Below are 13555 nucleotides of genomic sequence, written 5' to 3' on the forward strand. Positions count from 1 at the left end.
AAGTCGAATGCTTCTTCAACAAACTCAAACGCTTCCGACGCATCGCCCTGCGGTGCGAAAAAACTCTCACCGCCTTCATGGGCTTCGTCCATCTCGCCTGCGCCATGATCTGGCTACGCTGAATGCAGACAGCACCTAGGGCACCCGTCGTCCCTGCGCAGGCAGGGACCCTGCTGCCTTATAGCGGGAGGGCCTGCCTTGCAGGCGGTCGAGGGTTCGACACGGACGGAAAATAAAAAGGCAGGAAATGTCAGGCAGCAGCCCCGACAAGCCGCTGCGTGGCCAGATGGGCAGGCCGCGCGATGAGCTGCTCGAAGGCGCCCTGTTCCACGATCCTGCCGGCCTCCATCACGGCGACCCGGTGACATAGCCGCCGCGCTGCAGCGAGGTCGTGGGTGACGAAAAGCAGCGATAAGCCCTTGCTCCGCTGCAATTCAGCCAGCAGGGCCAGAATGTCGCCCCCCGCCAGCACGTCGAGCGCCGATGTGGCTTCGTCGAGCAGCAGCATGTCCGGCTCCGCGGCCAAGGCCCTTGCAATGGCGACGCGCTGGGCCTGGCCCCCGGAAAGCGATCGCGGGGCGCGTTGGGCGAAGCTCGCGTCCAGACCCACCTGGCCGAGCACGGCGCTGACGCGCGCGCTCCTGTCCGTTCCAAGCATATCCGGCTGAAGGTGACGGAGCGGCTCGGCGATAATGCTGCCGACCGTCCAGTGCGGGTCCAGACTGGCGAGGGGGTCCTGGAATACCGGCTGGATGAGGCGGCGTTCGGCCAGCGTCCGCCGATGGGACGGCGCGAGCGTCGTCCCTTGCCATGACAGCATCCCTTCATCCAGTGGCCCGATGCCTGCCATGGCGCGGGCCAAGGTGGATTTTCCCGATCCCGAGCCCCCGACCAGCGCCACCGCCTCGCCCCGATGGATGGTCAGGCTCACATTATCGACGGCCTGGATGCGGCCTCGCCGCCAACCCGGCCTTCGGAAGCTGACGGAGAGCGAGTGGCCCTCCAGAACGGGTTCACCAATAGGGGGAAGGATGGGCGCAGCTTCGCTGAGGCGCGGGGTTGCTGCCATGAGCCGTCCTGTATAGCGTTCGGCGGGCTGATCGATGACCCGGCGGGACGGCCCGGTTTCGACCATTTGTCCCGCATCCATCACTATCAGGCGGTCCGCATGCGCCGCCACTGAAGCCAGATCATGGCTGACCAGCAGGAGGCCGAGCCCTTCCTCCCTGCGAAGCCGGTCGAGCAGTGCCATGATTTCCGCCCGCAACACGGAATCGAGCGCGCTGGTCGGCTCATCGGCAATCAGCAGCCTTGGCCGATGCGCGATGGCGGCGGCGATCAGCACGCGCTGCCGCTCTCCGCCTGACAAGCGATGGGGGAACTGGTCCAGCCGCTCGTCCGGCCGGGACAGGCCCACCCGCTCCAGCATGGCGGCAAGGTCCCGCCGAGCGGGACGCGGAGCACCCCCCTGCATCGCGGCCTCTGCTAGCTGGCGGCCCACCGTCAGATGAGGGGTGAGCGCCGTCAGCGGCTGCTGGAACACAAATCCGGCCTTCCGGCTGCGCAGATGCCGCAGGGTCTTTTCCGGCCTGCCGACCAGCTCCTCTCCCTCGAGCAAGGCCGAACCGGAAGCCTCCCCCGCCGACAGCCCGAACGGCGTCATGCAGCTCAGGCTCTTGCCAGAGCCCGATGCGCCCACAAGCGCCACGCATTCTCCCGCCGCGATGCTGAAGGACAGCCCCTCGACCAGCCGCTTTCCGTCTATGCCGACCGACAGTTCGCGCACGGCGTAAAGGGTCATGCGAAGCGGTCCCGCAGCCGCTCGCCGGCATAGGTGAGGCAGACAAGGATGGTCACCAGCACTGTGCCGGGCAGCAGCAATCCAAAGGGGGCGATGTCCATCTCATCGGCGCCCTCCTTCACCAAAATACCGAGCGAGGTCAGCGGCTCCTGCACGCCAAGTCCGAGGAAGGAAAGGAAGCTTTCCACCATCACGACCTGCGGCACGGTGAGCAGCAGATAGGCGATGGCGATTCCCGCCACATTGGGCAGCATATGTTCAATGACGATCCGGTGCGCCGGGGCTCCCGCCGCGCGCGCGGCCAGGATAAAGGGACGTTCCTTGAGCGCCATAACCTGCGCCCTGATGATCCGCGCCATGGTCAGCCATTCGACGGCGCCAATGCCGAGGAAGACGAGCAGGATCGACCGGCCGAAGAGAACCATCAGCAGGATCACGACGAACATGAAGGGGAGGGCGTAAAGCGCATCGACGACGCGCATCATCGCCTCGTCGACGCGTCCGCCGCACCAGCCCGCAATCGCGCCCCAGGCGACGCCGATCAGGAGCGCCACCAGCGCCGCGGCCAAGGCCACGGCCAGGCTGATCCTCGTCCCGATCAGCAGCCTTGCCAGCCTGTCCCGGCCGATGCTGTCGGTGCCGAGCAAATGACCTTCGCTGAGCGGCGGCAGGCGAAGGCCGTTCCAGTCGATGGCGTCATGGCTCCACGGAAGAAAGGGCGGAATGGCGATGGCGGCGGCCGCTATCAGCGCAACGATGACGAGCGGAACAATGCCTCTCCTCATCCGCGCATCCGGGGATCAAGCCAGCCATAGATGAGATCGGCAGCCAGGTTGAAAAGGATGATGAGCCCTGCATAGAGCGTGACCACGCCCAGCACGAGCGGATAATCGCGGTTGAGCGCGCCCTGGACGAAATAGCGCCCAAGGCCGGGAAGGGCGAAGATTGTCTCGATGACCACCGCTCCGGTCAACAGGCCCGCCGCCGCAGGGCCGATATAGCTCGCGACGGGAACGAGGGCGGGACGGAGGGCATGGCGCAGCAGGATGGTGGCGGGCGCAATTCCCCGCGCGCGCGCCGTGCGGATATGGTCCTGTGTAAGCGCGGCGGCGAGCCCCGCCCTGGTGAGCTTGGCAATGGCTCCAGCCACCGGCAAGGCAAGGGCAAGGACCGGCAGCACCAGATAGACCGCCTCTCCGTCTCCCAGGCCCGACACCGGAAGCCATCCGGCCCAGAGGCCAAAGATCAGCACCAGCAGCGGCCCGGTGACGAAAGTGGGCAGTGCGGTCGTCAACGTGGCCCCCAGCATCAGCGCTTCGTCCAGCCATCCACCCGCGCGCACCGCCGCGAAAAGGCCAGCGGCAATGCCAAGGATCAGAGCCAGAACCAGGGCGAGGCCGCCCAAGGTCAAGGATATGGGAAGGCCCTGCCGCACAAGTTCGGTAACCGTGAAGTCGCGATAGACGAGGCTGGGGCCGAAATCGCCCTGCAGCAGCCGTCCCACATAGAGCAACACCTGATCATGCAGCGGCCGGTCAAGGCCATAGCTTGCCTGCAAGGCCTGTCTGGTTGCCGGATCGAGCGGCCGTTCCCCGTCAAAGGGGCCGCCCGGCGCCACCCGCATCAGCAGGAAGGAAAGGAGGATCACGCACAGCAACGTCGGAAGGGCAGTCATCAGGCGACGAAGCAGCAGGGCGAGCATGTTGCTGTCATGGCGGAATTTCCCTTGCCCGTCATCCCGCAATTCCCCGACCCGGCGGCGAGGGAGAAAGCAAAGCGTTCCGTCGTCCCGGCGAAGGGGGAAGCTTTGCATGAATCCCATTGCCCCCGCCGGCGCAGGGGACGACGGCTTTTTCCTTTTATGGCAGCAAAAGGCCCGTAGCTTCCTAACCGCAAGCCATTTTTATCCAACCTCTTGGTCTTCCTTTCCCCATCCTCTATGCAGGCGCAAATCGCTGGGGAAAGAGCCTTGATCGAAACCTTGCTTGCCGCCGCCGTGGCCCATGTCCGTTTTGAGAATCTGGGTCTTGACCCGGTCGCCATCGACCTCGGCTTCTTCACTATCAAATGGTACAGCCTAGCTTATCTCGCCGGCATCCTGATCGGCTATTGGTATCTGCTGAAGCTGATCGCGCAGCCGGGCTCGCCCATGGCGCGGCGTCATGCGGACGACATGATCTTCTATGCGACGCTCGGGATCATCCTTGGGGGCCGGCTGGCCTATGTCTTCTTCTACCAGCCTGCGATCCTCCAAAATCCGCTCGACATCTTCAAGCTGTGGGAAGGCGGCATGTCTTTTCATGGCGGCGTGATCGGCGTCTCGCTCGGCATATTGTACCTTGCGCGCAAGAACGGGCTCAGTTGGCTGAGGGTCCATGATTATGTCGCCTGCTGCGTCCCTTTCGGCCTGTTCTTCGGCCGCCTCGCCAATTTCGTGAACGGCGAGCTGTGGGGAAAGGCGAGCGATGTGCCCTGGGCCATCGTCTTTCCGACCGGAGGCGAGGTTCCCCGCCATCCGAGCCAGCTTTATGAGGCGGGACTTGAGGGGCTGGTGCTGGGCCTCATCCTCTGGTTTGCCTTCTGGAAAACGCGGGCACGTTACCAGCCGGGCATGCTCGTCGGCATTTTCCTGCTGGGCTATGGCGTTGCGCGCTTCACCGTCGAATTTTTCCGCGAGGCAGACGCGCAGCTTATGGAATTTGCCGAGCGGACCGGGCTGCACATGGGACAGTGGCTGACCTTGCCCATGATCCTTGGCGGTCTTTATCTTATCCTCACCGCCCGCAGCCGCGCCGGGCGGGTGGCGGCGCCGGACGGGAGCGCGCGTGCCGGCTGACGACCTGCCGCTCGCCGACCGCCTTGCGCGCCAGATCGATGCGGGCGGACCGATCTCCGTCGCGCATTTCATGGCGGAGGCGAACGCGCATTATTATACCAGCCGGGACCCCCTTGGCGCGGCGGGCGACTTTATCACCGCGCCTGAAATCAGCCAGATGTTCGGCGAGCTGGTGGGCCTCTGGCTGGCCGACATCTGGATGCGCAGCGGGCACAAGGCCAATCCCCTTTATGTCGAATTGGGGCCGGGCCGGGGCACGCTGGCGGCGGATGCGCTGCGCGCCATGCAGATGGCGGCTCTCGCGCCCAAGGTTCATTTCGTCGAAACCAGCGAGACGCTGCGCGACCGGCAAAAGGCCAATGTGCCGCATGCGGTGTGGCATGATGATCTGGATACCCTGCCGCTGGGCGGCCCGATCCTGGCCGTCGCCAATGAATTTTTCGATGCGCTTCCCGTCCGGCAGATGGTGGCGACGCCAAAGGGCTGGCGAGAAAGGGTCGTGATCCGCGCGCGGAACGGCCAGCCCGGCTGTTTCGAGCCCATGGCCGGCTTCCGCCCGATGGACAGCGCGGTTCCGCCCAGCCTTCGCCACGCGCCGGAGGGAGCGATACTCGAAAGCTCACCCGCCAGCGCCACCATTGCCTATGCACTGGCACTGCGCATAGCAAAGCAGGGCGGTGCCGCGATCATCATCGACTATGGCTATGAGGGCCCGGCGCTCGGCGATACCTTGCAGGCGGTGCGCGGGCACAAGGCGGCCAATCCCTTCGCCGGTCCGGGCGAAAGCGACCTCACCGCCCATGTCGACTTCACGACGCTCGGCAATATGGCGCGGCAGGCGGGGCTCAGGGTGTTTGGGCCGGTGGGCCAGGGGGGGTGGCTCAAGGCGCTTGGCATTGATGCGCGGGCGGCAATGCTGGCGCAAAGCGCTCCTGAACGCGCGGAAGAGATTGAATCTGCACGATCCCGGTTGACCGCAGAGGATCAGATGGGCACCCTTTTCAAGGCGATGGCCCTTGTTCATCCGGACTGGGCATCGGCAGAGGGGTTTAACGAGTGATTGAGATTTTGCGCAGCGGCGCCCTGGGCGAGGTGCCGCACGGCTTTCTCGGGCGGCGGGGGGGCGTGTCCATCGGCCTTTATGGCGGCCTCAATGTCGGGCTTGGCTCGGCCGACGACCGTACGGCCATAGCGCAGAACCGTATCCTGGCGCGCGAAGCGGTGATGGCGGGTTCCACGCTGGTGACGGTGCACCAAGTGCATTCGCCCGACGCCATCACGGTAACGGAACCTATAGCAGAGGACGCCCGGCCCAGCGCCGACGCGATGGTGACTGCCCGGCCGGGTTTGCTGCTTGGCATCCTGACCGCCGACTGCGTGCCGGTGCTGTTCGCGGACAGTCAGGCGGGGGTGGTCGGCGCGGCTCATGCGGGGTGGAAGGGGGCGCTGGCGGGCGTCACCGATGCCGTGCTCGCGGCAATGGAAAAGCTGGGCGCCCGGCGCGACCGCATCGGCTGTGCGGTCGGTCCCTGCATTTCGCGTGCTTCCTATGAGGTCACGGACGAGTTCGCGGCCAACTTCCTGCGTGCCGATCCCGACAATGAGCGCTTCTTTTCCGCCGGGCGGCCCTTTCACCAGCAGTTTGACATAGAGGCCTATGTGGTGGCGCGGCTCGCCCAGGCCGGCATCAGCCGTATCGAGGCGCTGGGAGAGGACACCTATTCCCAGCCCAGCCGCTTCTACAGCTATCGCCGTTCCTGCCACCAGGGTGAACCGGGCTATGGGCGGCAGATTTCCCTTATCGGCCTTTCGGCGGAATGACCAAAAGGCTGGGCCTTTGGGGCGGCCTGATAGCCTTTCTTGCGCTGCTCGCACTGCCTGCTCCAGCGGGGATGAGTGCGGATGCCTGGCAAATGGTGGCTCTCATCGTCTTGATGGCGTCATGGTGGATGACAGAAGCGCTGCCGCTGACCGCGACCGCGCTCCTGCCCTTTCTCCTCATTCCGCTAATGGGCATGATGACGCCCAAGGAAATTGCCGCGGCCTATTATTCGCCAATTCTCTTCCTGGTGCTGGGCGGCGCCTTTCTGGCGCTTGCGATCGAGCGGACCGGCCTGCACCGCCGTCTGGCGCTTGCCGTCGTGACGCGGGGCGGGCGGACGCCGGGCGGCTTGCTCTTTGCCTTCATGACCGCAACGGCGATCATCAGCTTCATCGTCTCCAACACCGCAACGACCCTGATCATGATGCCTATCGGCCTCGCGGTCATTGCAGCGGCGGGGATCAAGGAGGGGGAAAGTGAGGGTTTTGCCGGAGCGCTCGCCATGGGCATCGCCTTTGCGGCAAGCATCGGTGGCCTTGGCACACTGGTCGGATCGCCGACCAATGCCATTGCGGCGGGCCTGATTGAACGGCTTTTGGACTATCATGTCGATTTCCTGACCTGGGCCAGCTTTGGCTTGCCGGTGGTGATCATAGGCATTCCGATTTGCTGGTGGATCCTGATGCGAGTGCAAAAGGTCCATGCCGAAACTTTTGACGGCCGCACCCTTCATGCCGCCATAGGTGCGCCCGGGCCCTGGTCACTGGCTGAAAAGCGGCTGGTGCCCTTGCTGATCGCCGTGGTTGCCCTGTGGGTGCTGCTGCCGGTCCTGCCCTCTGGGCTGCTGAACGAGCGGGTGGAGGATGGCTCCATTGCAATCGCTGGCGCATTGCTGCTTTTCGTCATTCCCGATGGAACGGGACGCCCCCTGCTCAATTGGCAGGAGGCCAATCGCGCACCTTGGGGCGTGATCATGCTATTTGGTGGCGGGCTGGCGCTTGCCGAAGGGGTCACCGCCTCGGGCCTGGACATATGGCTCGGTTCCGCGCTCAAGCCGTTGGGCGGGGTGCCGCCAGTCTTGATTGCCCTTGTTCTTGTGGCGCTTGTCATTCTGGTGACGGAATTCGCCTCCAACGTCGCTTGTGCCAGCGGCATGCTACCCGTGGTGGCGGGCCTTGTGGCCGCGACGGGAACCGATCCCGTCACGCTCGCCCTTCCGGCGGCCTTTGCCGCAAGCTGGGGCTTCATGCTTCCATCCGGCACCGGTCCCAATGCCATCGCCTGGGCGACAGGGCATATCGCGCTGCCGCGGATGTTGAAGGCAGGGCTGTTGCTGGACGTGGTCGGCGTAGCCCTTATCGTGCTTACCATCTTTGTCTTGGCACCTGTGGCGGGGTAAAGTGTTCCCATAGAGACAGCCGCGAGATTCAAGCGGTTGCAGCCAAAGGAACGACATATGAGCGGTGAAAAGAAGGACTCCGTCCACCACACGACTCCGCGCCGGCGTCCCAAGCCAGACATTTTAGAGATCAATGGACGGCGGCTGAAGCCGTCCACCTTGATGATGGGCCATGGCTTTGACCCCGGCCTTTCGGAGGGCGCGTTGAAGCCGCCCATTTTCCTGACCTCCACCTTCGTCTTCGAAAGCGCGGAGGCGGGGAAGCGGCATTTCGAGGGTGTGACGGGCATTCGGCCCGGTGGCGCCGAGGGCCTGGTCTATTCCCGCTTCAATGGTCCCAATCAGGAAATCGCCGAGGATCGCCTGAGCGTCTGGGAAGATGCGGAGGACGCACTCACTTTTTCAAGCGGCATGTCCGCCATCGCGACCACCCTCCTGACCTTCGTTCATCCGGGCGACGTCATCCTGCACAGCGCGCCGCTCTATGCGGCGACGGAGGCGTTGATCGGCCGGATCCTCGGCAAGTTCGGCGTGCATTGGCTGGATTTCCCGGCAGGCGCAACCCGCGAGGAAATCGACGCGGTGCTGAAGCGGGCAAAGGGCATGGGCCGCCTCGCCATGATCTATCTCGAAAGCCCCGCCAACCCGACCAATGTGCTGGTCGATGTGGATGCGGTGGTTGCGGCGCGGAACAGCCTGTTTGAGGCAGGCGCCGAAACCCCGCCCATCGTCATCGACAATACTTTTCTGGGGCCCCTCTGGCACCAGCCGCTGAAGCATGGCGTGGACCTCGTCGTCTATTCGCTGACCAAATATGCGGGCGGCCATAGCGACCTTGTCGCAGGCGGCGTCCTCGGCGCGAAGAGCCTGATCGACAAGGTGCGGTCGATGCGGAACACCATCGGCACGATCCTGGACCCGCATAGCAGTTGGATGCTGCTTCGCAGTCTTGAGACGCTGGAGCTGCGCATGACGCGCGCCGGGGAAAATGCCGCCCGCATCTGCGCCTGGCTGCGCGAGCAACCGCAGGTCGAACGCGTCGTCTATCTGGGCTTCCCGGACAGCGAACGTCAGCGCGACATTTATGAGCGGCACTGCACGGGCGCGGGCTCCACCTTCTCGCTTTACCTCAAGGGCGGGGAGAAGGAGGCCTTTGCCTTCCTCGACGCATTGAAGATCGCGAAGCTTGCCGTAAGCCTTGGCGGCACCGAGACGCTGGCGAGCCACCCTGCCGCCATGACGCACCTCTCCGTGCCGCGCGAGCGGCGTCAGGCGCTGGCGATCACGGACAATATGGTGCGCATCTCGATCGGGGTGGAGGATGCGGACGACCTGATCGCCGATTTCGCGCAGGCGCTGAAGATGGTGGGGTAAGGCTCACCGCCCGAAGCAATGACTCGTCGTCCCTGCGCAGGCAGGGACCCCGCTTTTTACAAGAGCATCGGAAAAGGCAGCGGGGCCCCTGCTTGCGCAAGGGCGACGGTGTCAAAGCAAGAGACGCAGCAGACCGGTTGCATTGACGTCACCCAATCCCCTTCAGTGCTTCCGCCCGGCTGATCAGGATTCGTCCGGCATCCACCTTGACGGGGATCACGCGCGTGCACCCCTTGTCCTCGCCCAGTGCTTCGCCCGTGATGAGCGAGATGCGCCAATTGTGGAGCGGGCAGGTGACCGTGGTGTCATGGACGATCCCCTGGCTTAATGGGCCGTCCTTGTGCGGGCATTTGTCGACCAGCGCGTGGACGCCGCCATTGGCGGTGCGGAAGATGGCGATCTGGTCACCCCCCTGCACCAGCAATGTGCGCGCGCCGAGGGCCGGCAACTGATCCACCGGGCCGATGTCGAGCCATTCAGCGTGCATGGATCAGCGGCCTCCCGCAATGGCGACGGCGAAGGGCCGGATTTCGGCGATATGCTGGTGCAGTTCCTTCTCCGCGCCGCTGGCCCGCTCGGCCCAGGGGTCCTTTTGCAGGAAGCTTTGCGCATAATGGAAGCGGGCGGTCAGCGCCTCACGGCCGACCTCGTCCTCGACAATCCGCTGCTTGATATAATCGAGCCCCACGCGTTCCACCCAGGGAGCGGTGCGGTCGAGATAGCGAGCTTCCTCCCGGTAAAGCTGGACGAAGGCCGCGCAATAATCCAGCGCCTGCTGCTCGGTCTCGACTTTGCAGAGCAAATCCGTGCCGCGCAGATGGATGCCGCCATTGCCGCCGATATGCAGTTCATAGCCTGAATCCACGCAGATGACGCCGAAGTCCTTGATCGTGGCTTCGGCGCAATTGCGCGGGCAGCCGCTGACGGCGATCTTGAACTTGTGCGGCATCCAGCTACCCCAGGTCATCTTTTCGAACTGGATGCCAAGGCCGGTCGAATCCTGCGTACCGAAGCGGCACCATTCGGAGCCGACGCAGGTCTTCACGGTGCGAAGCGCCTTGCCATAGGCATGGCCGGAAACCATGCCCGCCGCATTGAGATCAGCCCAGATGGCGGGCAGGTCCTCTTTCTTGATGCCGAACAGGTCGAGCCGCTGGCCGCCGGTCACCTTCACCATGCGGGCATTATATTTTTCCGCGGCATCGGCGATGGCGCGCAGTTCCTGTGGCGTCGTGACGCCGCCCCACATGCGCGGAACAACGGAATAGGTTCCGTCCTTCTGGATGTTCGCGTGCATGCGTTCATTGACGAAGCGGCTCTGCGGGTCTTCCTCATGGCTCTCCGGCCAAGCGCAGAGCAGATAATAGTTGAGCGCGGGGCGGCAGGAGGAGCAGCCGTCGGGCGTGGTCCAGTGCAGTTCCTGCATGACCTCCGGGATCGCCTTCAGCTCCTTTTCCTTGATCAGGCGGCGGACATCCTCATGAGTGAAGCTGGTGCATTTGCAGACCGTCTTTTCCGCGCGCTCGCCGGCATAGTCATCGCCCATGGTGATGGCGAGCAGGCTTTCGACAAGACCGGTGCAGGAGCCGCAGCTTGCCGATGCCTTGGTGCAGGCGCGAACAGCGTCCAGCGTGCAGGCTCCGTCTTCGATTGCGGCGACCACCGTGCCCTTGGAAACGCCGTTGCAGCCGCAGATTTCCGCATCCATGGAAAGCGCCGCAACGGCCGCATTAGGGTTTGCGGACGCGCCCCCTCCCGAGGCGAAGGCCTGCCCGAAGATCAGGGCGTCGCGGACATCGGAAATGTCTTCCTGCCGCTTCAAAAGGTCGAAGTACCAACTGCCGTCGGCGGTGTCGCCATAGAGCACCGCGCCGACGATCTTGTCCTCCTTCACGATGACGCGCTTGTAGATGCCGCGCGATGCGTCGCGCAGCACGATGTCTTCGCAGCCCTCTCCGCCGGAAAAGTCGCCCGCAGAAAAGACGTCGATGCCTGACACCTTGAGCTTGGTCGATGTGACCGACCCTTCATAGCCGCTGGGCGAAGCCACCAGGCCATCGGCGAGCGAACGGCACATCTCCCAGAGCGGAGCGACCAGGCCATAGCAGGTGCCGCGATGCTCCACGCACTCACCGACCGACAAGATGTCTGGATCGGATGTCACCATATGGTCATCGACATGAATGCCGCGTCCGACGGCCAGTCCCGCTTCCCTGGCGAGCGTGGTGCTGGGCCGGATGCCGACCGCCATGACGACGATGTCGGCGGGAATTTCGCGCCCGTCCTTCAGGCGGACACCCTCCACCTTGCCATTGCCATAGATTTCCTGAGTATCCGCCTGGGTAAGGATCGCCTGGCCACGCGATTCCAGTTCATGCTTCAGCAGCCAGCCCGCCGCCTCGTCAAGCTGCCGTTCCATCAGCGTCGGCATCAGGTGGATGACCGTCACCTTCATGCCCCTGAGCGAAAGGCCATGCGCCGCTTCAAGACCCAGCAGACCGCCGCCGATCACCACCGCATTGCCGCCCCGGCCAGCGGCATCGAGCATCTTATCGACATCGTCCAGGTCGCGGAAGGTCACCACACCCGGCAGGTCCTTGCCGGGGACCGGAATGATGAAAGGATCGGAACCCGTCGCGATCAGCAGCTTGTCATATTCGACCGCGCGGCCCGACCGCGCCGTCACCTGCTTCTTTTCCCGGTCGATCGCCACGACCGGATCGCCCGAGATCAGATCGATCCCGTTGCTGCTGTACCAGACGGCGTCATTGATGACGATCTCTTCGAAGGTCTTTTCACCTGCCAGCACGGGGGAAAGCATGATGCGGTTGTAATTCACCCGGGGCTCCGCGCCGAAAATGGTGATGCGGTAGCGGACGGGGTCGCGGGCGAGGATCTCCTCGACGGCGCGGCAACCGGCCATGCCGTTGCCGATAACCACAAGATGTTCGCGGGCGATGATGCTCATGAGGATATTCCTTGTAACTTTTCCTGGTCTTGATTTCAGATGCGGACATTCTGGATCGCGGCGCCCCAGGTCGTCCGCCACCGCGTCTTTACCGATGTAAGGCCAAGCAGCGCGATCAGCGCCAGGCCAGCGAAGATGAGGAAGCCAAGCTGCGGGCTGCCGGTAAGCTGCTTGGCAAAGCCGAGCGAGGACGCCAGGTAGAAGCCGCCGACGCCGCCCGCAAAGCCGACGAGGCCGGTCATGACGCCGATCTCATGCCGGAAGCGCTGGGGCACAAGCTGGAACACCGCGCCATTGCCGACGCCGAGCGCGAGCATGGCGAGGACGAACAGGGCAAGAGCGAGCGGGATGTTGGAGGGGCCGGTGCTGATCGCGACCATGGCTGCCGCAGCGACGGTATAGACGAGCGAGAGCGTCTTGATGCCACCGAAGCGGTCGGCGAACGCGCCCCCCATCGGCCGGACCAGCGAGCCCGCAAAGACGCAGCCTGCCGTGAAATAACCGGCGGTGATGGTCGAAACGGCGAACTGGTCGGTGAAATAGATGCTCAAGGAGGCGGTGAGGCCGGAAAAACCGCCGAAGGTTACGCCGTAGAAGAGCATGAACCACCAGGCATCCTTGTCCTTCAGTGGATCGAGATAGGCGTTCAGCGGCTTGGCGGGCGGCTGGTCAGGCGAATCCTTGGCCATGATCATATAGGCGACGAAGACGATGGCGAGCGGGATGCAGGCAAGGCCAAGCACGGCGTTCCAGCCGAAGAGCTTGGCTAGACCTGGCGCAAAAAGGGCCGCAAGAACGGTTCCCGAATTACCCATTCCTGCAATGCCCATCGCCTTGCCTTGATGCTCGGGCGGATACCAGCGGGAAGCGAGCGGCAGTGCGACAGCGAAGCTCGCCCCGGCAAAGCCCAGGATGACGCCCAGCACCAGCGTACCGGTGAAGCTGTCCACCCCGACCATCCAGGCAGTGAACAGGCCCGCCATGACAATCACTTGCCCGATCGCACCGGTCATCTTTGGACCGATGCGGTCGACGAGAAGCCCGTTCACGAGACGAAGGACGGCGCCCATCAGCGTCGGCACCGCCACCATCAGGCCCTTTTGCGCAGGCTCAAGCGCCAGTTCCTTGGAAATATCCGGCGCCAGCGGGCCCAGCATGACCCACACCATGAAGGCGAGGTCGAAATAGAGGAAAGCGGCGATCAGCGTGGGCCGATGACCGGCCTGCCAGAAACTTTCGGTCTTCATCCTATGTCCAATGAGTTGCTGGCGGCAATTTGCGCCAGGGGTTGACGGGCAATGCTAAGTTTGTGTCCCCTCGCGCGCATATGCGAGAGACGGGGGAGGGAAGAGGTT

Annotated in this window: 11 protein-coding genes and 1 pseudogene; 6 read left to right on the forward strand and 6 right to left on the reverse strand. The window is 64.1% G+C overall.

All coding sequences use genetic code 11. The features are described 5' to 3' along the window. Positions 1-122, forward strand: a pseudogene (locus tag VJS46_RS11925) (IS5/IS1182 family transposase); the annotation flags it as partial. A gap of 128 nt (positions 123-250) precedes the next feature. Here the strand turns inward: VJS46_RS11925 and nikE are convergent. Genes nikE through VJS46_RS11940 form a run of 3 tightly spaced genes read right to left on the reverse strand, consistent with a single transcriptional unit; the run spans position 251 to position 3614 of the window. Beyond that, complete coding sequence (gene nikE / locus VJS46_RS11930) at positions 251-1801, reverse strand: ABC transporter ATP-binding protein (protein ID WP_324060280.1); 1551 nt, start codon at positions 1799-1801, stop codon at positions 251-253. Beyond that, positions 1798-2586 (reverse strand): ABC transporter permease, encoded by a 789-nt coding sequence (locus VJS46_RS11935; protein WP_324060281.1) that lies wholly within the window; start codon positions 2584-2586, stop codon positions 1798-1800. The genes nikE and VJS46_RS11935 overlap by 4 nt, the downstream gene beginning before the upstream one ends. Beyond that, a complete protein-coding gene (locus tag VJS46_RS11940; protein ID WP_324060282.1) occupies positions 2583-3614 on the reverse strand; it encodes an ABC transporter permease in 1032 nt (343 codons plus the stop codon). The genes VJS46_RS11935 and VJS46_RS11940 overlap by 4 nt, the downstream gene beginning before the upstream one ends. Before the next feature lie 126 nt (positions 3615-3740). On the opposite strand from VJS46_RS11940, the gene lgt reads away from it, so the two are divergent. Genes lgt through VJS46_RS11965 form a run of 5 tightly spaced genes read left to right on the forward strand, consistent with a single transcriptional unit; the run spans position 3741 to position 9232 of the window. Beyond that, complete coding sequence (gene lgt / locus VJS46_RS11945; protein WP_414708012.1) at positions 3741-4637, forward strand: prolipoprotein diacylglyceryl transferase; 897 nt, start codon at positions 3741-3743, stop codon at positions 4635-4637. Further along, positions 4627-5697, forward strand: coding sequence for a class I SAM-dependent methyltransferase (locus VJS46_RS11950; protein ID WP_324060283.1), 1071 nt, complete (start codon positions 4627-4629; stop codon positions 5695-5697). The genes lgt and VJS46_RS11950 overlap by 11 nt, the downstream gene beginning before the upstream one ends. Then, positions 5694-6458, forward strand: a complete 765-nt coding sequence (gene pgeF / locus VJS46_RS11955; RefSeq protein ID WP_324060284.1) for a peptidoglycan editing factor PgeF — start codon at positions 5694-5696, stop codon at positions 6456-6458. The genes VJS46_RS11950 and pgeF overlap by 4 nt, the downstream gene beginning before the upstream one ends. Then, positions 6455-7858 (forward strand): DASS family sodium-coupled anion symporter, encoded by a 1404-nt coding sequence (locus VJS46_RS11960; protein ID WP_324060285.1) that lies wholly within the window; start codon positions 6455-6457, stop codon positions 7856-7858. Before pgeF ends, VJS46_RS11960 begins: the two co-directional genes overlap by 4 nt. 57 nt (positions 7859-7915) lie before the next feature. After that, positions 7916-9232 carry a cystathionine gamma-synthase family protein gene (locus VJS46_RS11965; protein ID WP_324060286.1) on the forward strand — a complete coding sequence of 439 codons (1317 nt, stop codon included), beginning with the start codon at positions 7916-7918 and terminating at the stop codon, positions 9230-9232. A 148-nt stretch (positions 9233-9380) separates the two neighbouring features. Here the strand turns inward: VJS46_RS11965 and nirD are convergent, their stop codons facing one another. Genes nirD through VJS46_RS11980 form a run of 3 tightly spaced genes read right to left on the reverse strand, consistent with a single transcriptional unit; the run spans position 9381 to position 13447 of the window. Further along, positions 9381-9719 (reverse strand): nitrite reductase small subunit NirD, encoded by a 339-nt coding sequence (nirD, locus tag VJS46_RS11970; protein WP_324060287.1) that lies wholly within the window; start codon positions 9717-9719, stop codon positions 9381-9383. A gap of 3 nt (positions 9720-9722) precedes the next feature. Beyond that, a complete protein-coding gene (gene nirB / locus VJS46_RS11975; RefSeq protein WP_324060288.1) occupies positions 9723-12200 on the reverse strand; it encodes a nitrite reductase large subunit NirB in 2478 nt (825 codons plus the stop codon). Between the two features lie 35 nt (positions 12201-12235). Then, on the reverse strand, positions 12236-13447 hold the full coding sequence (locus tag VJS46_RS11980; RefSeq protein ID WP_324060289.1) for a nitrate/nitrite transporter: 1212 nt from the start codon (positions 13445-13447) through the stop codon (positions 12236-12238). Positions 13448-13555 lie beyond the last annotated feature (108 nt).

It is taken from the genome of Rhizorhapis sp. (genome assembly GCF_035276005.1).
Classification (GTDB): Bacteria; Pseudomonadota; Alphaproteobacteria; order Sphingomonadales; family Sphingomonadaceae; genus Rhizorhapis.

Coding starts and splice junctions, on each gene's coding strand:
- nikE (WP_324060280.1), bottom strand. CDS start 1,801: ATGACCCTTTACGCCGTGCGCGAACTGTCGGTCGGCATAGACGGAAAG.
- VJS46_RS11935 (WP_324060281.1), bottom strand. CDS start 2,586: ATGAGGAGAGGCATTGTTCCGCTCGTCATCGTTGCGCTGATAGCGGCC.
- VJS46_RS11940 (WP_324060282.1), bottom strand. CDS start 3,614: ATGCAAAGCTTCCCCCTTCGCCGGGACGACGGAACGCTTTGCTTTCTC.
- lgt (WP_414708012.1), top strand. CDS start 3,741: ATGCAGGCGCAAATCGCTGGGGAAAGAGCCTTGATCGAAACCTTGCTT.
- VJS46_RS11960 (WP_324060285.1), top strand. CDS start 6,455: ATGACCAAAAGGCTGGGCCTTTGGGGCGGCCTGATAGCCTTTCTTGCG.
- VJS46_RS11965 (WP_324060286.1), top strand. CDS start 7,916: ATGAGCGGTGAAAAGAAGGACTCCGTCCACCACACGACTCCGCGCCGG.
- nirD (WP_324060287.1), bottom strand. CDS start 9,719: ATGCACGCTGAATGGCTCGACATCGGCCCGGTGGATCAGTTGCCGGCC.
- nirB (WP_324060288.1), bottom strand. CDS start 12,200: ATGAGCATCATCGCCCGCGAACATCTTGTGGTTATCGGCAACGGCATG.
- VJS46_RS11980 (WP_324060289.1), bottom strand. CDS start 13,447: ATGAAGACCGAAAGTTTCTGGCAGGCCGGTCATCGGCCCACGCTGATC.